19 protein-coding genes are annotated in these 20043 nt (G+C 31.1%); 7 read left to right on the top strand and 12 right to left on the bottom strand.

What is annotated here, in order from left to right:
- Positions 1–64: 64 nt before the first annotated feature.
- Positions 65–1351: an APC family permease gene (locus tag B3578_RS08310; protein ID WP_219033802.1), complete on the top strand. Its 1287-nt coding sequence runs from the start codon at positions 65–67 to the stop codon at positions 1349–1351.
- Positions 1352–1389: 38 nt separating this feature from the next.
- Here B3578_RS08310 and B3578_RS08305 read toward each other — a convergent pair whose 3' ends face one another.
- The 3 genes from B3578_RS08305 to B3578_RS08295 form a co-directional block, all read right to left on the bottom strand.
- Positions 1390–3396, bottom strand: a complete 2007-nt coding sequence (locus B3578_RS08305; protein ID WP_286495153.1) for a flavohemoglobin expression-modulating QEGLA motif protein — start codon at positions 3394–3396, stop codon at positions 1390–1392.
- A complete protein-coding gene (gene gshB / locus B3578_RS08300) occupies positions 3393–4373 on the bottom strand; it encodes a glutathione synthase (protein ID WP_286495152.1) in 981 nt (326 codons plus the stop codon). The genes B3578_RS08305 and gshB overlap by 4 nt, the downstream gene beginning before the upstream one ends.
- 188 nt (positions 4374–4561) lie before the next feature.
- The gene (locus tag B3578_RS08295) at positions 4562–5080 is read right to left on the bottom strand and encodes a TlpA family protein disulfide reductase (RefSeq protein WP_286495151.1); all 519 of its coding nucleotides are present in this window, start codon (positions 5078–5080) and stop codon (positions 4562–4564) included.
- Positions 5081–5192: 112 nt separating this feature from the next.
- On the opposite strand from B3578_RS08295, the gene pth reads away from it, so the two are divergent.
- From pth to B3578_RS08280, 3 genes are read left to right on the top strand one after another with little or no spacing between them, the layout of a single operon-like run.
- Positions 5193–5759 (top strand): aminoacyl-tRNA hydrolase, encoded by a 567-nt coding sequence (gene pth, locus B3578_RS08290; RefSeq protein WP_038336392.1) that lies wholly within the window; start codon positions 5193–5195, stop codon positions 5757–5759.
- Entirely contained in the window at positions 5749–6162 is a 414-nt protein-coding gene (locus tag B3578_RS08285) for a rhodanese-like domain-containing protein (RefSeq protein ID WP_286495149.1), read from the top strand. The genes pth and B3578_RS08285 overlap by 11 nt, the downstream gene beginning before the upstream one ends.
- Positions 6162–6392 (top strand): DUF3820 family protein, encoded by a 231-nt coding sequence (locus B3578_RS08280; protein ID WP_038336390.1) that lies wholly within the window; start codon positions 6162–6164, stop codon positions 6390–6392. The genes B3578_RS08285 and B3578_RS08280 overlap by 1 nt, the downstream gene beginning before the upstream one ends.
- Here the strand turns inward: B3578_RS08280 and B3578_RS08275 are convergent.
- From B3578_RS08275 to B3578_RS08255, 5 genes are all read right to left on the bottom strand, one after another.
- Positions 6389–6829, bottom strand: coding sequence for a GNAT family N-acetyltransferase (locus tag B3578_RS08275; protein WP_286495147.1), 441 nt, complete (start codon positions 6827–6829; stop codon positions 6389–6391). The two genes, B3578_RS08280 and B3578_RS08275, sit on opposite strands and share 4 nt — an antisense overlap.
- A gap of 541 nt (positions 6830–7370) precedes the next feature.
- Positions 7371–7937 (bottom strand): nicotinate (nicotinamide) nucleotide adenylyltransferase, encoded by a 567-nt coding sequence (gene nadD, locus B3578_RS08270; RefSeq protein WP_286495146.1) that lies wholly within the window; start codon positions 7935–7937, stop codon positions 7371–7373.
- Positions 7938–8012: 75 nt separating this feature from the next.
- The gene (locus tag B3578_RS08265; RefSeq protein WP_038336384.1) at positions 8013–8597 is read right to left on the bottom strand and encodes a Maf family nucleotide pyrophosphatase; all 585 of its coding nucleotides are present in this window, start codon (positions 8595–8597) and stop codon (positions 8013–8015) included.
- Positions 8598–8608: 11 nt separating this feature from the next.
- Positions 8609–9133: a KdsC family phosphatase gene (locus B3578_RS08260; protein ID WP_114998734.1), complete on the bottom strand. Its 525-nt coding sequence runs from the start codon at positions 9131–9133 to the stop codon at positions 8609–8611.
- Positions 9130–9894, bottom strand: coding sequence for a Rossmann-like and DUF2520 domain-containing protein (locus B3578_RS08255; RefSeq protein ID WP_114998736.1), 765 nt, complete (start codon positions 9892–9894; stop codon positions 9130–9132). Before B3578_RS08255 ends, B3578_RS08260 begins: the two co-directional genes overlap by 4 nt.
- A 300-nt stretch (positions 9895–10194) precedes the next feature.
- On the opposite strand from B3578_RS08255, the gene B3578_RS08250 reads away from it, so the two are divergent.
- Positions 10195–12603 (top strand): TonB-dependent receptor, encoded by a 2409-nt coding sequence (locus tag B3578_RS08250; protein ID WP_280049370.1) that lies wholly within the window; start codon positions 10195–10197, stop codon positions 12601–12603.
- 99 nt (positions 12604–12702) lie between these two features.
- On the opposite strand, the gene B3578_RS08245 is transcribed toward B3578_RS08250, so the two are convergent.
- The 4 genes from B3578_RS08245 to B3578_RS08230 all read right to left on the bottom strand — a co-directional run bounded on the left by B3578_RS08245 (position 12703) and on the right by B3578_RS08230 (position 18331).
- Positions 12703–13872, bottom strand: a complete 1170-nt coding sequence (locus B3578_RS08245) for a dicarboxylate/amino acid:cation symporter (RefSeq protein ID WP_291047785.1) — start codon at positions 13870–13872, stop codon at positions 12703–12705.
- A gap of 115 nt (positions 13873–13987) precedes the next feature.
- Positions 13988–15835, bottom strand: coding sequence for a LysM peptidoglycan-binding domain-containing protein (locus tag B3578_RS08240; protein WP_114998740.1), 1848 nt, complete (start codon positions 15833–15835; stop codon positions 13988–13990).
- Between the two features lie 42 nt (positions 15836–15877).
- Positions 15878–17476, bottom strand: coding sequence for a bacillithiol biosynthesis cysteine-adding enzyme BshC (gene bshC, locus B3578_RS08235; protein ID WP_114998742.1), 1599 nt, complete (start codon positions 17474–17476; stop codon positions 15878–15880).
- Positions 17477–18331, bottom strand: a complete 855-nt coding sequence (locus B3578_RS08230) for a glycerophosphodiester phosphodiesterase family protein (protein ID WP_260509597.1) — start codon at positions 18329–18331, stop codon at positions 17477–17479.
- 132 nt (positions 18332–18463) lie between these two features.
- On the opposite strand from B3578_RS08230, the gene B3578_RS08225 reads away from it, so the two are divergent.
- Together B3578_RS08225 and B3578_RS08220 are read left to right on the top strand one after the other, a co-directional pair.
- Complete coding sequence (locus B3578_RS08225) at positions 18464–18898, top strand: hypothetical protein (protein WP_038336372.1); 435 nt, start codon at positions 18464–18466, stop codon at positions 18896–18898.
- Between the two features lie 119 nt (positions 18899–19017).
- On the top strand, positions 19018–19992 hold the full coding sequence (locus B3578_RS08220) for a hypothetical protein (RefSeq protein ID WP_280035376.1): 975 nt from the start codon (positions 19018–19020) through the stop codon (positions 19990–19992).
- The last annotated feature ends 51 nt before the right edge of the window (positions 19993–20043 follow it).

Below are 20043 nucleotides of genomic sequence, written 5' to 3'. Positions count from 1 at the left end.
AATAAAATATTCAAAGTGTCAATTTTAATGTAAATTCAAACATTCAATTGGCACTTTTTTGTGTATGGCACATTCAAAAATTGGTTGGAAAACCGCAGCAGCTTTAGTGATTTCGAATATGATCGGAACAGGTGTTTTTACCAGTTTGGGTTATCAAATTTCTGATTTAAAAAATACAACTTCTATCTTATTATTGTGGTCAATAGGAGGATTGTTAGCGTTGATTGGCGCATTTATTTATTCGGAATTAGCTTCAAAATTTAAACAATCAGGAGGAGATTATATTTATTTATCTCGGACATTTCATCCCGTTTTTGGTTATTTATCAAGTTGGATTTCTTTATTCGTTGGTTTCTCAGCGCCGATTTCTTTAGCGGCTTTGGCAATGGGAAAATACTTGAATGTTTTCGGGTTTGATTTAGGAAAAGAATTTGCAATAGCCATGATTTTGATTGTTGCCGTTTTTCAATCATTCAGTCTAAATTTGAGTAGTAAATTTCAGAATATTTTTACTATTCTAAAAGTTGTATTTATTGTTGTTTTAATTGTTTTAGGTTTTTATTTTGCTCCAGCAGTTGAGCCAAATGCGGTAGTTTTTGATTCGACTTGGAAAAATGAATTGTTACTTCCTGCATTTGCGACGTCTTTGGTTTATGTTACTTTTGCTTATACAGGTTGGAATTCGGCTTCATACATCGTAGAAGAAATTGAGCAACCAAAACAAAACTTACCAAAAGCACTATTTATAGGCGTTATTTTTGTCACGATTTCTTATGTTTTGCTAAATTATGTTTTCTTGAAACATGCATCAGCAGGAACTTTGGCTGGACAAGAAAATGTTGCAAATATTTCGTTCGGTAATCTGCTTGGAAATAATGTAAAATGGGTGAGTTGCTTTATTGCTTTACAATTAATTGCGACGATTAGCGGTTATTTGTGGATTGGTTCTCGTTTGACGCAAGCCACAGCGCGCGAAAATAAATTGTGGAATTTTATGGCGAAAGAGAACAAAAATAGAATTCCAGTTCGTGCAATTTGGGTGCATACAGCAATTAGTATTTTGCTAATTTTTTCAGGAGATTTTGAAGTGATTTTTACCTATACATCGTTTGTTTTACAAATATTAGCAACATTAGCAGTTTGTACAGCTTTCTTTATCAAACAAGATCAATTAACTATTATCAAAAGTAAATTCTTTTATATCTTGCCTGCTATATTTTTAGCATTTAGTTTATATATCTGTTATTTCGTTTTGATGCAAAAACCAAAAGAAAGTTTATTTGGTTTAGGTATTATTGCATTAGGAATTGTATTATTCTATTTTGATAAAAGAATTGAGAAAGAGAATTAATCACAAAACCCACTCAAATTTGAGTGGGTTTTTATTTTTTAATCTTTTATTCCGTTAAAAATATATTGTAAAATAGGGTTGATTTCTGGATTTTCAAGATGTTTTTTGAAAATTTTGGTATGATATTTTGGTTTATTAATCATTTTACGTTCAACTAATTCGTCAATTGTATCAATGTATTCAACTGAAGTTTTTCCAATCAATAAATTATCCAAAGAACGTCCTTGATCGACATAATTCAAAATTGTTTTCAAACCTTTCAAGTAAAGTGCATCTTTTGTAAAACCACCACCACGATAAACGCGAGTTGTCAGATAAAATGCATCTTCTGGTTGCATTTTGTATTCTTCCATCAAGGTCATAAATGTTTCGTTGAATGATTTTCCATTTGTCAACATATGAACTGCCATAACGCGTAAACCAAGTTCTCTTAGTCGGCTATGATTAATAGAATCAGAATAATATTCACTTAAAATCGCTAAACCTTCTTGCGTTAATGTATTTACAGGTAAACCAATACTAAAGATTTTTAATGGTTGATCCAACGCATTCATGGTTGTCACCATGTGAACTCCAATTTCGTGCTCAATTAAACCATTTGTAAAACGTTTGTCAAACTTAACGCCACGTTTAATCACAACTTTTCTCTTGCTATTGATTACAAGTGCTTTTGATGCGATATCATCCGAAACTTCGATGTCAAATTTGAAACCATAATCATTCGTAGCATTTCTAAAAAGATTAACCACTTCTTCCTCTGTATAATTTCCTTGTTTATCCATTCTAAATTCAGGACAATAAAGGATAAAGTTCGCGTTTTCGATATCTTTTTTGGATGGTTCGCCAAAGTAACGCAACGAATTGTATAAAAATTTATCCGTACCAAGATTGGCTAATAAATCGACCTTATCAAAATAAGCGTTAATCGTGTTAACATACATATTTTGAATACTAATATCATTGATTTTTTCGACTTTAATATTCGATAATTTTCGTTTAAATTCGAATGGATCAATGTTAAGCGGATTGTATTTAAATTGTGGTTCGTATGTATATTTTGAAGCTAAAAATTTCTTCTTTTCAAATTCTAAATTGATCGGATTGATAACACTTAACAATTCAAAATTCTGAACCAATTGGCACAATTGTTTATCAATTTTAACCAAGTCAGATTCTAATTCATTGTGCAAAATATTTACTTGCTTAGAACCTACTTTGTACGTTGTTTCCGTTTTTACAAACTCATAAGCGTGGTTAAGAATCGCTGATTTAAAACCTTCTTTAATTTGGTTAATAATTTCTGGAAAAGATTCTCCTGTTAATTCATCACAATAAATTTTTGAAACTTCTGTCGCTAAAACCAACGTATTTTTGAATCGATTTGTAACAAATTCTAACAAATAACCGCGTCCATAAAATACATCGTTAATCGCTGAATAATTGTGAATATTTTCTAACTCAATATTCGCCAATTCATCGCGCCAACTTTCTACATAGTTTCCGTAACGTTCGTTGTCAATTCGCTCCGCACCAATGTTGAAGACAGGAACCGGACGATCCCAACGTTTCCAATTGTACGAATGAATATCATAAACCAAACATGACTTAAATTTAGTTTCAAGCTTGTTGATTAAAGCTTCTAAAACTTCATAAAAGGCGTGATGTTTTGCAATACTTTTTTGTTTTTGAGAAACCGACAAAGGTTCTTTCCAAACCTGTTTTCCCCAAGCTTCTTCGTACACAGCAGTTTCTGGACCACGGTTCAAATCGTATTCAAATCGAGAATCGCAACCTTGAATTAAGATTGGAAAAGTCTCAACAAACTCAGCAGTATGTGGATCTTCTTCATACCAACGCTCATAATTACTCAATAAACATTTTTCGCGAATATCGTCACGCATTTGTCCACCATCGTGAATAGCTGCACAAACGTAAGGAATGTATTCGTCAATTTTTATTTTGAATGATTCGTCTTCTGCATAAGCTTCAAATACAATTTCGTTCTCAATATTATCTAAAATTTGCTGTATACTTATGGATTTCATGCTTTAAATTCTTTATATTTCTCCAATAACATCGATACGATTTGTTTCTGAATTTCGTTGTTATTGTTTACATTATTGTGAGGAACAATTCCTCCAGGACTTACGACATTTAGCTCAACCATTTTTCCGTTAATCAAATCAATTCCGCAAAAATAAATTCCATCTTCATTTAATTGTTTTCCTATTTTACGGCATAAATCTAACTCATGTTCACTCATTTCGTGTCTAATCGCAGAACCACCAGCCGAAATATTAGAACGGTGGTCACCTTCTGCAGGAACACGCATAATTGCACCAATCGGTTCACCATTAATCACAATAGCGCGAACATCACCTTTTTCTGCACCTTCTATATAATTTTGACAAATAATAGGCTGAGAATATCCGGTATGATTGATATAAAAATCGCAAATCGAGCTTAAGTTACCAATATTTTTTCGTTCGAAAAGTATAACACCTTTACCACCCATTCCGTCTAAAGGTTTGATGATAAATTTCTCGAAATTATTTTCTTCTACAAACGATTTTATCAAATCAATATCTTTTGTAATAAGTGTTTGAGGAACAATTGTTTCTTGACCATCATCAAAAGATGCGGCGTATATTTTATTATTTGCTTTACGTAATCCCGAAATTTTATTGACGAAGAAAACTTTATCTTCGATTAATTCTAACATATTCAACAAAAGCGGATCAATTGGTGGGTCGGCTCTCATAAAAATTATATCAAATTCGGTCAAATCTTTTATACTACTTTCAAATTTCATGGTGTGATAAAACTCAACACAATCATTTGTTTCTGTAGTTATCATCTTTTTGCAGTTTCCTACAACTTTGCCTTTGGCAATAGAGATATCTTTTTTTGTTAAATAGGATACTTCAAATCCACGATCTACGCATTCTTTAATAATTCGCATAGTGGTGTCTTTTCCTGGTTCAACCTTGTCCCAAGGATACATTACGAAGCATATTTTCATATAAATAAAAAGGGTATTAAAATCAATGCAATAATAACTAAAAGTTTGATACAAAAAATGATCTATAAAAAATTATAGAATATTTATTTTTATTCTATGAAAGATATTGATTTCTAATGATTAATAAAAGAAAATGGTGATTGATTTTTTAATTTCAATCACCATTTGGTTGGTAAACTATAAACTATTTATTTCTTATTTCTTAAACGATCAATTGTTTCTTGAACTTTAGGATCATCAGCTTTTACGCTGTAATAATCTGCAATTTTTCCATTTTGATCAAGAACCAAATATCTTGGTATCCAATTTAAATCAATCCCTGTGCCAAAATTGCCTTTCCAGTTGTTTCCTAAGTAAAAGTGTTGACCTTCAATCTGATATTTTTTAATACCATTTTTCCAAGCTTCCTCATTCTTGTCCATTGAAAGGTAAACAAAGGTTACGTCAGGATTTTTTTCGTGCAAAGATTTCAAAGCTGGCATGTTTTTGATACAATCTCCACACCAAGTTGCCCATAAATCCAACAAGACAATTTTTCCTTTATAGTTCGAAAAAACTTTTTCGATGGTCGCCGAATTTCCTTCTAAATCAACTACGCTATCTTGCAAAGCTGTTGCAGGAAATTCAGTTTTCATTACTGACGGAATGTTTTGCGAAAATGCATTAATTCCAACAAATAATATTAAAACGCTAATTATTTTTCTCATGATAATTTTTTATCGATTTCATGTATTTACAAAATCTATACCAATTCAGTAGACTTTAAAGCAAAGGTAAATATTTATTTCTAATCATTGCAAAAAGATGTAATTTTGTTTCATGCAAAAATATCTGATTATTGGGCTTGGTAATATTGGTGCTCAATACGAAAATACTCGTCATAATATTGGTTTCAAGGTTGTTGAAGAAGTTGCTAAAAAAGTTGATGCTAAATTTTCACCATCAAATTTTGGTGAAGTAGCACAGTTTAAATATAAAGCGCGTCCAGTTACGTTGTTAAAACCAAATACATACATGAATTTGAGTGGAGATGCGGTTCGTTTTTGGATGAAAAAAGAAAATATTTCGTTAGAAAATATTTTTGTCATTACAGATGATTTGAACTTGCCTTTCGGAACAATTCGTATGCGTGGAAAAGGTAGCGATGGTGGACACAATGGTTTGAAGGATATTCAAAATAAAGTTGGCGGACAAAATTATGCGCGATTACGCTTTGGTGTAGGAAACGAATTTTCGGAAGGAAAACAAGTGGATTATGTGTTAGGTGATTGGTCGGCAGAAGAAAATGAAAAAATGAATGAACGATTGAATTTGGCTGCTGATGCAGTTTTGTCGTTTATTTTTCAAGGATTAGGTAATACAATGAATCAATATAATGGTAAATAAAATTTTAGGAGTTGCAATGATTGCAGGAACACTTTTTTTAGGTTCTTGTGCAAGCAATTCGTCAAGCTCAGAAGGAAAAGAAGCGAAAATAGAAGAAATAACTTCGACATTAGACAATGTAAATGAAATTAATTTCAAGAGTAAAAAGAATGTTTTGTTAGACGTTCGTACACCTGAAGAGTTTGCTGAAGGTCATGTTCCTGGAGCGGTAAATATAGATGTGAAAAATCCAAATTTCGAAGAAGAAATTCAGAAATTAGATATAAAAAAGAATTATTTCATTTATTGCAAATCTGGTGTTAGAGCAAAATTAGCAACAGAAAAAATGCAAGAAAAAGGTTTCAAAAATGCGAAGAATTTTAAAGATGGAATGTCAACGTACAAAGGAACTGTAACAAAATAATGGAAGGATTTCGTCCCGAAATATTAAAAGAAATTGTCACAACTAAAATGCCTTTCGGTAAATACGAAGGGCGATTGTTGTGCGATTTACCTGTTTCTTATTTGGAATGGTTTGTTGGTAAAGGTGGTTTTCCGAAAGGGAAATTAGGAATTCTTTTATCAACTGTTTATGAAATAAAATTAAATGGTTTAGAAGATATTATCTACGAATTGAAACGTCAATTTGGTTAAACTTCCCATTCATAAAAATTTGCATCATCACGCAATTGAAATCCAGCACTTGGATATAATGAATTTCCAATATCATTCGTAACACTTGTTTCTAACAACATTGCACAAGCATCTGTTTTGCGACACAGATTTTTTGCTTCTTCTATCAATTCTCTTGAAAAACCTTGTCCGCGAAATTCTGGTGAAACAAATAAATCATTCAAAATCCAGAAACGTTTCATTCGAGTAGATGAAAATGAAGGAAATAATTGTACGAAACCAACTGCTTTTTCGTCTTTATTATAGGCTAAAAAGATAACCGATTCGTCATTTACAATTCTTGCTTCTAGAAATTTTTCCGCTGCTTTTACATCAGATTCCTTATCATAAAATTGACGATACGCATCAAATAAATGAACTAATTCTTCTAAATTATTTATAGTAGCTTGTTTTGTCATGGTGTTGAATTAAATTATTGTTGGAGTCAAAAATTATTGCATTTATTTTGAAGACTTTTTTATTTCCAAAATCAAAAATATAGAAGTAAGATCCCATCTCAGCACTAATAAAAGAATCTTGTAAAGATTGCAAATATTCAATATTCCCATTTAAATAATTTTCTAATATGAAGTCAAATTCTTTGAAATTTGTTAATTCAATATTAGAAGTTTCAAATTTTTTTCGATTATATTTTTCTGTTTTAATGTATGTTTTTTCTTTTGTTGAATAATTATAGGTAAGACTTTTAAATCCATTTACCTTTTTTTTAACTACATTATTATAAAATGAACGAATATAAATTATATTTTGATATTTACTTGATGCGTTTTTTTCAAATGAATTTGTATTGAGTTTATAAAAATTATAATATAATTTATCTTGAGTTTGACAAGATGATAAAAATATGAGTAATAAAATCGAAATGAATTTAGACATATAGTTTTATACCAAATTACTAAAATTAATCCAAATCATAATCTTCAAATTTCCAAATTAAAATCATCCATACAAATTACTTCCATCCAAATATTCCCAAACTTTTGGAGGTAACATAGGTTTTATATTTTTTTCATCTTTTATTGCATTTCGAATAAATGTAGAAGAAATTTCCATCAAAGGCGCTTCAACCATTTCTACATTATCCAAATTTTCTTTTTGCGAATAACCAGGACGCGGATAAACATACAATTGATAATCGCGCATTAAAATCTCAGCGTTTTTCCATTTCGAAATTCCATCCAAATTATCAGAACCCATAATCAACGCAAAGTCATGCTCAGGAAATTTTTCGTTCAGATGAATTAAGGTATCAATCGTGTAAGAAGGTTTCGGTAACGTAAATTCGATGTTAGAAGCACGAAGATTAGGATAATCTTTAATCGCTAATTCTACCATTTCTAATCGATCATATTCATTTGCTAAAGAACTTTTTTTCTTCAATGGATTTTGAGGCGAAACCACAAACCAAACCTGATCTAAATCGGTGAATTGTTGAAAATGATTGGCAATAATTAAATGTCCGACATGAATAGGATTGAATGATCCAAAATATAAACCGACCTTCATAAAATTGATTTTTTAGAAAAACAAAAATACGATAATTGTAGAATAAAAAAATCCAGCCGGAGCTGGATTATATGTTTAGAATTTTACTAATTCTTTATATAGTTTGTGCGTTGGAAGTCCCATTACATTGAAATAACTTCCATTCATATTCTCCACACCAATGTAACCAATCCATTCCTGAACTCCATAAGCGCCCGCTTTATCGAAAGGTTTGTAATTATCAATGTAGAAATAAATTTCTTCATCTGTTAAATCTGCGAAAGTAACTTGCGTTTCGTCTGAAAAAGTAACTTCTTTTTCTAAAGAACGAATTGTAACTGATGTATAAACAGAATGTGTTTTTCCGCTTAATTTTTTAATCATTTCGTACGCTTCTTCTCTATTCGAAGCTTTTTCTAACGAATCATCATCCACCCAAACAGTTGTATCCGACGTAATAATCAAATCATTTGGTTGAATATCTGTATAAGCTTTTGCTTTTTTAGCGGAAAGATATTCGGTGATTTGTTCTTTCTTGAATTCGTTGCGATCAAATGTTTCGTCAATATCCAATGAAATTGTCGAAAATTGCAATCCTAATCCAGCTAAAAGTTCTTTTCTTCTTGGCGATTGTGATGCCAAAATGATATTGGTATCTTTTAGTTTTTCTGTTAATAACATTTCAAATTCTTTTATACAGAAGCAATTTCTTCTGCATTATACCACTTGTTTTGAACTTTCAAAATTTGTTCTAATAAATCGCGAACGCAACCTTTCCCTCCATTTTCTGGCGAAATATATTCTGAAGCTTTGCGTACATCCATACAAGCATCGTTAGGACAAGCTGATAATCCAACTAAATTCATCACAGCTAAATCTGGATAATCATCGCCCATATAAGCAATTTCATCAGGATCTAATCCATAAGAAAAAAGTAAATCTTCGAAAGCTTCTACTTTATCACGTTTGTTTACATAAATATCAGTTAAGCCTAAATATTTTAAACGATTTACAACAGCTTCATCTCTTCCGCCTGTAATCACCGCAATACGAATTCCTTGTTTGATGGCTAATTGCATCGCATAACCATCACGCGTATTCATTGTTCTCACCATTTCGCCAGTTGGTAATAAAATTAAATTTCCATCTGTCAAAACTCCATCTACATCTAAAATAACGGTTTTAATGTTATTTAGTTTTTCTTTATAACTTATCATTTTTCGTAAACTCGTTTGATTGAATCTGTCAATATTTGGTAAATCTGTAATAATCTCGAATCATCTTGTAAGGCCTCTAAATGACGATCAATAATGACTTGATCTCCACGTTTTGCTGGACCAGTTTGCGCATCTTTAGGACTCATTTCGATCACTTTATTTGCTGTTTCTTGTATAAGAGGCAACAAAACATCGAACGGAACATTGTTTTGTTCACAAATATTTCCAGCGATATAATATAAATGATTGACAAAATTATTTGCCCAAACACCTGTCATATGAACTTGCATTCTACTTGCAAAATTTAGTTTGTGAACTTCGTTTGAAATACGATTTCCTAATTCATTCAATTTTTTCAAATCTTCAGGATTTTCTGCTTCGATGAAAAATGGAATATTATCATAACGCATTGTTCTTTCTTTCGAAAAAGTTTGCAATGGATAAAAAACGCCTTTTCGGTAATCGCCTTTCAGAACAGACATAGGAGACGATCCAGAAGTATGAACAACCAAAACATCATCATACGGAATATAATGAGAGAATTCTTCGATTCCAGAATCGGCACTTGCAATAATATAAATGTCTGCTTTTTCTATTTCAGAAATTTTATCAGTATACGAAATTCTATTTGCTTCTCCGATTTCTCTAGCATGTTCTAATGTTCTATTGAAAATTTGTCGAACATTGCAAGTGTTTTCGATTAATGCACGAGTTAAGTGAAACGCAACATTTCCTGCACCTAATATGACAATTGAACTCAATGTTTTAGCAATTTTTTGATTAATATTAATTGAATGATAAATGTAAGTTTTTCAGCCGAGGAAAAAAATTTTAAAAAAAAATTAAAAATTCTTGTAACATTTTTGAAGTTGTTGCGTCTTATTAATAAAATCATCCAACAATTGGGTTTACCTATTATGTAAAACATAGTACTTTAAAATTTAAAAAAAAGTTTAAAAATTTTGTAACAAAACATTTTTTAAAACGTCTAATTAGGAAAAAGTACGGACAACTCTTATTATGTATTATGTAAAACATAGTACTGTTAAAAAATATTAACTATGAAATTAAACAAATTTACTTTAGCTATTCTTTTCTCCGTTTGCTCTATTTACGGATTCTCGCAGGAACAACATCCTGTGAAAGGAAAGATTGAAAATGCAAAAAATGAAGCGGTTGGTATGGCTGCGATTCAGATTTATAAAGCAGATTCAAAAGAATTATTCGATGAAGTGTATGCGAACGCAGACGGAACATTCGAGATTCCAGATTTAGAAGACGGAAGTTATCGTTTGGTGATTACAGAATTTGGTTATCAACAATCTGTAACAACTGCAGAAGTAAAAGGAGGTGAGTTAAATTTAGGTAACATCATTTTAGAAACTGCTAAAACTGAAACTGTAGAATTGAAAGGTGCTTTCGTTCGTGCAGAAGTTTCTCAATATCGTAACGAAATAGACAAACGTGTTGTAGAAGTAGGAAATGATTTAATTTCTTCTGGAGCGGATGCTGCTGCGGTTTTGAATAACATTCCGTCTGTAAATGTTGATCAACAAACAGGAGAATTATCGTTACGTGGAAATGAAAATGTGAAAATTTATATTGATGGAAAGCCTTCATCTTTATCAGCATCGCAAGTATTGAAGCAAATTCCTTCGAATCAAATTCAGCGTGTAGAAATTATTACTAATCCTTCTGCAAAATATGAGGCGGACGGAAAATCTGGAATCATCAATATAGTGATGGTAAAAGGAAAGAAAAAAGGATACAATGTTGCATTGAGTACAGGTTATGAGCAAGGGAAGAAAAGTCGTTTCAATAATTCGTTAACAGCAAATGTAAATACAGGTTCTTTCAATTTTTTCGGAAATTATAGTTACAATAAACGTCCAAGTGAATTTCATGGCTCTTTAAATAATTTTGACACAAATTTCAAAAGTGCAATTGATATTTTAAACAATGACGAAAGCCAAGCAGGTAAAATTGGTTTCGATTGGTTCATCAACGACAAAACAGCTTTGACGATTTATACAAATCAATGGTTTGGAAAAGGAAATGGATTAATTGGATCGGATATGGTGAATACCAAAACACAAGAGTTTTATCCCAATAATTCGAATTTTGATGGAGATTGGAGAAGTCAAGATTATAGTTTGAATTTCAAACGTGATTTTGATAAAGCAGATCACAACATTGTTTTGGACGCATTTTTCTCTAGAGCTAAAAGTGTAGATTTACGAAACATGCATAATTTTTATCCAGATGAAGTAAAATATTATGAAGATCGTGATGATAGAACAAATAACATTCGTGTTAATTTAGATTATACGAATCAAATCAAAGATGGTGGAAAAATAGAGGCTGGATTACAATTTAGAAGAGAAGATAACGATAATATTTTATTAACAGACCGAAGAATAATTGTAAAAGGTGAAACATACAATCCAAGTACAGATTTTAATTTTACACGAGATTTCTTTTCTGCATATGTAAATTATGGTCAAAAATTTGGGAAATTTGGAATGCAGTTAGGCTTACGTGCAGAACAGTTTAGAGACAAAGGAGATTTCGTTGTTAATGTAAATGAAGAAGGAAAAATTGAACAAGATAAATTAGATTTCTTTCCATCAGCTTTCTTAACATATGATGTTACCGAAAAAGGACAAGTGTCATTAAATTATAGCCGTAGAATTGATCGCCCAGGAATTGGGCAATTATCTCCAGTGCCAGAATGGTCGACACCAATGATGTCAAGTATCGGAAATCCAGCATTAAGACCAGAATATACAGATAATTTCGAAGTTGGATATTTACAACGAATTGGTAAAAATTCTATTTCTGCGAATGTGTTTTACAGACATATTAAAGACAATATTTTTAGAAATGTTTTACGAAACGAAGAAGTTTATGGAGCATATATTCAGAATTATCTAAACTATGATAAAGTAGATGCATATGGTTTTGAATTAGCATTTAATCTTGTGCCAACAAAATGGTGGTCATCTAATATCAGTGGAGATTATACACATAACACAATGGTTGTTCAACAAGAGAAAGAAGAAAATGGGGTTAAAGTTCCATACTTTGTCGAGATTGATGCAAATCGTTTAACAGCTCGTATGAATAATACATTCAAAGTTTCGAAAGCTATCAGTTTACAACATTTCTTTATGTATCAAGGGAAATACAAATTTATCCAAGGAGAAATGCGCGATATGTGGCGTATGGATTTAGGAGCGCGTTACACATTTATGGGAGGAAAAGCAAGTTTGAGTGCACGTGTAAGTGATATTTTCAGAACATTTTATGGACGTTTAGAAATGTATAATCCAGATAGAGCAACAGGAAAATTCCGTTGGGAAGCACATACAATGAACATCGGATTTACGTATAATTTCGGTGGAAAAGTACGAAATCGTGCAGAAGCTCAACAAAACAAATCTGAGCAATCAGGAGGAGTTGGTTTCTAATTAATAAAATGTATTCTTCATTTATTTAAATATTCTTAAAACGAAAAAGAGTTCCAATATTTTTTGGAACTCTTTTTTTTTGAATTAATATTTTATTTTTTATTGAACTTCTTTCTTGAATAATTTATTCAACGTTACAGCAATTGCACCGTCTCCAGTTACATTTCCTGCTGTTCCAAAACTATCCATTGCGATATAAAGTGCAATCATCAAAGCTTGATTTTCTGCATTAAATCCTAACATAGAAGCAATAATACCAATTGCTGCCATAATCGCTCCACCAGGAATTCCAGGAGCTGCAACCATTGCAATTCCAAGCATCATGATAAATCCTAAAAATTGAACAAAATCAATTTCCATTCCTTGGATTAACATCAATGCTAAACAACAACAAACGATTTTTAACATCGAACCAGATAAATGAATTGTCGCACACAACGGCACAGCGAAATTAGCAATTTCGTCACGAACACCAATTTTCTTTACTTGCGCAATTGTTATAGGTATTGTTGCAGCAGAAGATTGTGTTCCTAATGCTGTGAAATAAGCTGGTAACATCAATTTCATCATGGTAAATGGATTTTTTTTTGTAATAATTCCAGCAATTGTAAATTGAAGCACTAATAAGAAAACATGAAGCACGAAAATTACACCAATTATTTTAAGGAATACGTTCATAATTGTTACAACTTGTCCTGAATATGACATGTTCAAGAAGATTCCGAAAATGAAAATTGGTAATAATGGAATGATTAAATTTTGAATTAAATACGTAATAATTTCTTCGAAATCATCTGCAAATTTTCCAAAAGTCGAATCTTTTAATCGTGATAATCCAATTCCGAAAAGAAATGAAAATACCAAAGCTGGCATTACATCAAATAACGGAGGAAACTCTATCGAAAAGTATGGTGTAAATTCTTTGGCTTTTTCTGCTAAATTAATTTGCCCAGTTTGATGTTCTAATAATTGTGGAAAAATAGACATACTCGCTGAGTAGCCTAGTAATCCTGAAAAAATGGTTGATCCGTAAGCAATTAAAACGGTTGCTAATAATAATTTTCCGGCTGTTTGTCCTAATCTTCCAATTGATGGAACGATTAATCCAACAATGATTAATGGGATTAAAAAGTTAAGTAATTCGCTAAAAAAATCATTGAAAGTCATAAAAATACGACCAACAGCTTCTGGGATAATTCCACCGAGTACAATTCCGAGTACAATGGCTAGAATAACTTTTACGAGTAAATTGTCTTTAAGTTTGTGCATAGTCAAATTTAGAAAAAATCCGTTCAATTCAAGGTTTTAATTCTAAATGTTGATAAAAAGAAAAAAGCGATACTAAAATTTAGCATCGCTTTTTGGTATATAATTTTTGATAAAATTATTTTTTAGGTAAACGTACAATTCGGCTCGCATCGTTCGTATAAGCTTTACTTCCGCTTATTTTTTTGTAAGCAAATTTTGACGCCAAACGTGTGTTTTCTGTCGTAATATTGTTGGTAACATCACCTTTATTATTCATTCTGTCCACAATATCATACGTTACATCGTAACCTAATTGCTCGTAACGCGTCGGAAATTCACAATAAACTTCTTTGAAATCTTTGATCACACTTTGCACTTCCGTATCTCTTGTATTGATTAAACGCGCAGTACTAAACACAAAACCAAATTCGCGGAATGCATCGATATTTTTTGCATTATCTGCGTTATAAACATCATAAACCGAAACCGATTTTATTCCGTAAGCTTTGATATTGTCTTTGTTAAATGTTTTTAATTTTTCTAAATATTGTTTTCCCAAATTATCATCATCACCAACTAAAACCGTAATAATTGGCGTATAATAATCTTCACCGTTAACTTTATCGTGTGGTTGAACAATTTTTGCAACACTATCTACAATGACAACATTTGCTTTCAACTGTTTTTCTAATTGTTTTTTCGTATAACTTGCTAACTCTTGATCGTCACGATTTGTTAATAAATAAACTTGTTCTCCAGCAAAGTTTTTCCCAATTTCTTCGATGATTTGATCTGCAATTACTTCATCTTTTGGATTAGAAATCAATAAATCATTGAAAGAATTTAACGAATCGTCATTTGCATAAGGCGAAATCACAGCGATACCAGAATTACTGAAGAAGTTGGCAACTTCTGTAATATCAGACGTGTTCAACGGGCCGATAACAGCATCCGTTTTACTAAAATCTGTTGTTGATAAAATATCTTGCAAGTTTCCGTTTTTCGTATCGATCACTTTCACATTTACATTTTTACCTTTTTTCGCCAAATGAGTCAACGCTAATTTAGCTCCAGTAAAAAATTGCATTGCTTGCGAATTTTTTAATTGCGGATTATTTGCAACATCAAAAGGTAGCATAATAGCAACATTAATTTCATTGTCATTAGCACGTTTCAACTTTCCTGCAGTTCCGTATTTGATGATTTTAGCATTTTTTTGCAATGGAATTTTAAGTGTCATTCCAGCTTTTAAACCATTGATTAAATCAGGATTTAAACGCAATAACTCATCTAAATTCGTGTTGTATTTTTCTAAAATTCCGTAAGCCGAATCTCCATTCTGAACAACATAGTTGATCGTGTTTTCTTCGATTACAACAGAACCAGATTTTTTAGGAATCGTTATCACCATTCCTTCTTTTACACCTGTTTGTAAAGCTGGATTTTCTGCATATAAATCGTCAACACTTACATTATACTGTTTTGCTAAAGTGTATAAAGTTTCTCCTTTTTTGATTAAATGCGTTCCTTTTGGAACAGAAAAAACTTTATTTGTCACATCTTTTGGAAGCTTGATTACGTCACCAATTTCTAAACCTCTTTCTTTGATTTGAGGGTTTAATGAGTTCAATGTTTCTTCCGAAATTTTATATTTTTTTGTCAAATTGTAAACCGTTTCTTTCGGCTCAATTGTAATATATTGATAATTATCGTCCGAAATTTTTACGTTTGACGTAGTCGTTTGTGTATTGGTTTCAGTTGGTTTGGTTGTCGTAGTTCCTTTACCTGGAATCACAATCAAATCACCTGGATGAATCCCATTTTTTTCAATTTTAGGATTGGCTTTATACAATTCTTCTTGCGAAACACCATATTGCTTCGAAATTCCGTAAACGGTTTCTTTTGCTTGAACTGTATGCGTTTTTTGTTGAGCATAAAGTGCTGATGCACCAACAAATAACAATAAAGCTAATATTTTTTTCATTTAGATGAATTTTCGTGGTCAAATATACAAATTATGTTTTGTTTAGAGTTCCTCTTTCAATGTATTTATGATGAACTCAAATTCAAAAGGTCGAAGACTATCTTCAATAAAATCAATGAAATACTGAATATTAATGTAATCAAAATCAGCAAAATTTTTCACACGTTCTTGCAAACCATTTTGTTGAGAAAGATCATTTAATAATTGCTCGATTCTCTTCAATAAATCTTCATTTTTTTTCACTTCTGCATGCACCAAACGTTGTTTTATTTTCTCAAAACCTTTCAATTGTTTTGTACGCTGCGCTTGTATCATATCGGCAAAAGAAGATTCTGTTAACGAACTCAAATGTTCCAAACGTTCAAAAATGCTTTTTAATTCTTCTTCCAATTCAGGAAGTTTTGGAGCAATTTCTGATGAATTTATCGAACGTTTTTTTGTGATTGCTAAACTATTCGAAAATAAATCTTCGTTTGATAGATCTAATTTTTGTTGTTTTTCGTATTGTTTTTCAGTTCGGATTAACAATGAATTTCTCAAAACTAAAAGTGGAAAATCAACTTCAAATTGATTGAACATTTCTTTCAGTTGTAACCAATAAGCCATTTCGCCACCGCCGCCAACATAGGCAACATTTGGTAAAATTGTTTCTTGGTACAATGGTCTCAAAATCACATTTGGGCTAAATTTATCTGGATTTTGATGTAAATCGGCAATAATTTCTTCTTTCGAAAATTTGATTGAAGTGTTATTGACAAAATACGTTCCATTTTGTTCAACAATACGTTCGCGCGAATTATTTTGATTGATATAAAACAAATTTATCTCACGAGGATTCACTTGAATAGAATACCCCAATTGTTCTAATTTCTCATTTTGAGGTATTACTTTTTTGAACGATATTGACTGAATTAATTCTTCTTCAAAAGTTGGAATCATCAATTTTTTCAATTCTTTATCATCTCCATCAATCATCAACAATCCAAGATCTTTGAATAATAAATGAACCAATTTTCGTGTTGCGTCTGTCAAATTATCATTCGATAAATAAGATGCTTCAATCAAATTTTGCAATTCAGTTTTCTTTTTTCCATTTGGAATTAATGACAAAAATGAATCAAAAACTTTTTGTAAACCGTTTGTTGATAAACGACCAACTGGTCCACCAAATTCTTTTTCCCAATGAATAATTCGATCTCCAAATTTGAAATGATTAATTTCTTCGAAATCGTGATCTTCTGTCGCCATCCAAAACATCGGAACAAAATTGATTTCACTTTGTTCATTATTCAATTCTTCGCATGCTTTGATAACTTGCAAAATTTTATAAAAAAAGAAAATTGGACCTGTAAATAAATTTAATTGATGTCCAGTCGTAATTGTTACTGTATTCTTTTCTCTTAATTTTTGTAGATTATTTTGTTGCTTTTCCGATAAATCTAAATGACCTAATTGTTTCGAAATTTGTTCAACAAGAATTGCTCTATTTTTATAATGTCCAAGCTTATTTTTCGCTTGTTTTATATAGTTTTCTTTGGTTGGAAATAGGTTGTAGAAGTTTTTCAAATCCTCGTCTTGATTGATATAATTTAGCATCAATTTTGAAAAATAATTTGAATCCTTAAGTGATATTGTTTCCATTTAATTTTTATTAATCGTTTGATGTACATCCATTGCTCTGTCTGTTGCAAAAATGTCGACACCATCTTTTTCTAAATCGCGGTAAAGTTGTCCATTTCTCGCCGAAACACTTTTGTCTAAGTTTCCTAACGTCCCAAAAATGACCAAAATATCCTTGTCATGAATTTTGTTTAAAAATGATTTGTCATTGCGTCGAGTTCCTGTAAAGGCAACCATTTTGTCAGTCGGAATTCCGCTGTTCATCATTTCATTAAATTCGCGTTCGTTTCGCATCGAAACAGACAATAGCATATCTGGCGCAAGTTGATGCAACTTTTTCGCTTGACCAACTGTATACGTCACCAAAACAACCTGTTTTTGCATGTTTACATGTTCTATTGTCTTCACAATATCACGATAATCAACACCTTTTTTGATGTCAACCATAAAATAAATCGGTTTACTTTTCCCCCAATTTAGCGCTTCTGCAAAAGTCGGAATTTTGTATGACGTTTGTTGTCCAAAATCATCTACCAAAAAGTATTCCTTAATGGTTTTTAAGTCAACTTGATTGACATCTTGTCGCCCTGTGCTTGTTCGTTGCAACGAATTATCGTGCATTAAAATAAGTTGATTATCCTTTGTTTCGGCAACATCAATCTCAAAAATTTGTATTCCTTTTTGATAAAGATGTTCAAAAGTTTCGACACAATTTTCGGGAAAACCATGTATTCCACTTCCTCCACGATGCGCGCTGACAAAATTTTTGTTTTTGGTCGAATATTTGAAGGATATTTCTTCGGATGAAGTATTTTGATGTGTTTTGGATTGATTTTTCTTCGGATTACAACTAAAAATAGTCAGTAAACTGAACATTAAAATTCTGAAATAATATCGTTTAAAATAGCTGAAATTCATATTTTTAAATAAAAAATTAAATTAATTCATTCTAAAATTACGAATGAAGCTGTAAATTTAAACTGAAAATAATCAACAAAATAAATTATTATGGGACTTAGAACTTTTTTGAAAAGAATTTTAGGAAAAACGGAAACCGCGATTGATGTTGCGGGAGATAAATTTGACGATGTTTCGGCAACTGTGAAAAAAGCAGGAACATTGATTGCAGATGATGCATCGGATTTTGCGCGTAAAACAATCAATAATATAAAAGATGCTTCTGGTGATCTGAAAGAACAATCGAAAGAAGCCGCTAGAGATTTTAAAGAAAGATCGAAGCAAGATTATAACGAAGTAAAAGATATTGCGGAAAAGCAAATGAAAGAAACAAGTGCTTTTGTGAAAGAGAAAGTTTCGGATTTGAAAGAAACTTTTAAAGAAGAAAAAACAGAATTGGAAGAAAAAGCTGATGAGTTAAAAACAAAAGCCGAAAATAAATTAGACGAAGCTTCTGAAGATATTAAAAAAGAGACAAACGATTAAAAAGTCTTTATTTATCAAGTTTTATTACAATTTATAAATGTTAAATTTAACATTAGTTATTGATTATTATAAAATTGGTTTAATTTTTGATTCAATAATTTTTCCTCGAAATAATTAAAATGACTGAATACAAAGATCTCGAGCCCTCTACAAACCCTAAACATAAAAATGAATTCGTAAAGAATATTATTATTGCTGTTTTAGCAGTATCCTTGTTATTAGCTATTGGGTATATTGTATATTCTAAAGAAGCAAATGCAAAATCTTCGATAGAAATGCAAAGTGATATCAATGATTTGGAACGATCTAGAGAAATTCTGAAACAAGAATTACGTATAATTAGATCAGATTTTGATGATGCTAAAACTCGTGTTGTAAAAAAAGATTCTTCTTTAAGTTATCAAGATCGATTGATTTTGGAGAAACAAAAAGAGATTCAATCAATCTTAAATAAAGAAGGAATTACAAGTGGAGAATTGCAACGTGCTAAACGTTTGATAACCTCTTTACAAGCAGATATTAAAGTTTATAAAGAAGAAATTGTTCGCTTGAAAGACGAAAATAAAAAGCTGACAAACAAGAATACAGAGTTAACTTCGGAAAATTCTCATTTGAATGAGCAGAAAAAAACTGTTGAATCAAATTTGAGTACTGAAAAAGAAAATCATCAGAATTTAATCAAAGAAACAAATTCTACTTTATCGATTTCAAATTATACGATTAAAGGTTTGCGAGTAAAATCAAGCGGAAAAGAAGTGGAAACAACGCGAGCAAGAAGAATTGATAAGGTTAGAGTATCCTTTGATTTGGATAAAAACTTGAATGCGACTTCAGAAACCAAAGAATTGTATGTATCTATTTATAAACCAAGCGGCGAGATAGGAAAATTTAAAGGGGCTGATGCTGGTGAAACAACTTTACGTTCTGGATCTTCTGTAGAATATTCTGATCGTGTAAAAGTTAATTACAATAATATGTCTGGTTCAAGAGTTAATTTTGACTGGGTTGATTATGATTTTCCAAAAGGTGAATATAAAATTGATATTTACCAAAATGGATACAAAGTTGGTCAAAATGTGATTACACTTCGATAAAGATTAAAATTATAAATACATAAAAAAAACTGACACTGTACCAAAAACTGT

Origin of the sequence: Empedobacter sp. UBA1574 (genome assembly GCF_002322895.1) — a bacterium.
Classification (GTDB): Bacteria; Bacteroidota; Bacteroidia; order Flavobacteriales; family Weeksellaceae; genus Empedobacter; species Empedobacter falsenii_B.
This window is presented reverse-complemented; position numbering and strand designations above follow the sequence as displayed.

Bases quoted from the DNA above. Each gene is read 5' to 3' on its own strand.
- B3578_RS08230 (WP_260509597.1), bottom strand. From the start codon at position 18,331: ATGTTCAGTTTACTGACTATTTTTAGTTGTAATCCGAAGAAAAATCAA.
- B3578_RS08250 (WP_280049370.1), top strand. From the start codon at position 10,195: ATGAAATTAAACAAATTTACTTTAGCTATTCTTTTCTCCGTTTGCTCT.
- B3578_RS08275 (WP_286495147.1), bottom strand. From the start codon at position 6,829: ATGACAAAACAAGCTACTATAAATAATTTAGAAGAATTAGTTCATTTA.
- B3578_RS08285 (WP_286495149.1), top strand. From the start codon at position 5,749: ATGGTAAATAAAATTTTAGGAGTTGCAATGATTGCAGGAACACTTTTT.
- B3578_RS08295 (WP_286495151.1), bottom strand. From the start codon at position 5,080: ATGAGAAAAATAATTAGCGTTTTAATATTATTTGTTGGAATTAATGCA.
- B3578_RS08260 (WP_114998734.1), bottom strand. From the start codon at position 9,133: ATGATAAGTTATAAAGAAAAACTAAATAACATTAAAACCGTTATTTTA.
- bshC (WP_114998742.1), bottom strand. From the start codon at position 17,476: ATGGAAACAATATCACTTAAGGATTCAAATTATTTTTCAAAATTGATG.
- B3578_RS08245 (WP_291047785.1), bottom strand. From the start codon at position 13,872: ATGCACAAACTTAAAGACAATTTACTCGTAAAAGTTATTCTAGCCATT.
- pth (WP_038336392.1), top strand. From the start codon at position 5,193: ATGCAAAAATATCTGATTATTGGGCTTGGTAATATTGGTGCTCAATAC.
- B3578_RS08240 (WP_114998740.1), bottom strand. From the start codon at position 15,835: ATGAAAAAAATATTAGCTTTATTGTTATTTGTTGGTGCATCAGCACTT.
- B3578_RS08305 (WP_286495153.1), bottom strand. From the start codon at position 3,396: ATGAAATCCATAAGTATACAGCAAATTTTAGATAATATTGAGAACGAA.
- nadD (WP_286495146.1), bottom strand. From the start codon at position 7,937: ATGAAGGTCGGTTTATATTTTGGATCATTCAATCCTATTCATGTCGGA.
- B3578_RS08220 (WP_280035376.1), top strand. From the start codon at position 19,018: ATGACTGAATACAAAGATCTCGAGCCCTCTACAAACCCTAAACATAAA.
- B3578_RS08225 (WP_038336372.1), top strand. From the start codon at position 18,464: ATGGGACTTAGAACTTTTTTGAAAAGAATTTTAGGAAAAACGGAAACC.
- B3578_RS08265 (WP_038336384.1), bottom strand. From the start codon at position 8,597: ATGTTATTAACAGAAAAACTAAAAGATACCAATATCATTTTGGCATCA.
- gshB (WP_286495152.1), bottom strand. From the start codon at position 4,373: ATGAAAATATGCTTCGTAATGTATCCTTGGGACAAGGTTGAACCAGGA.
- B3578_RS08310 (WP_219033802.1), top strand. From the start codon at position 65: ATGGCACATTCAAAAATTGGTTGGAAAACCGCAGCAGCTTTAGTGATT.
- B3578_RS08280 (WP_038336390.1), top strand. From the start codon at position 6,162: ATGGAAGGATTTCGTCCCGAAATATTAAAAGAAATTGTCACAACTAAA.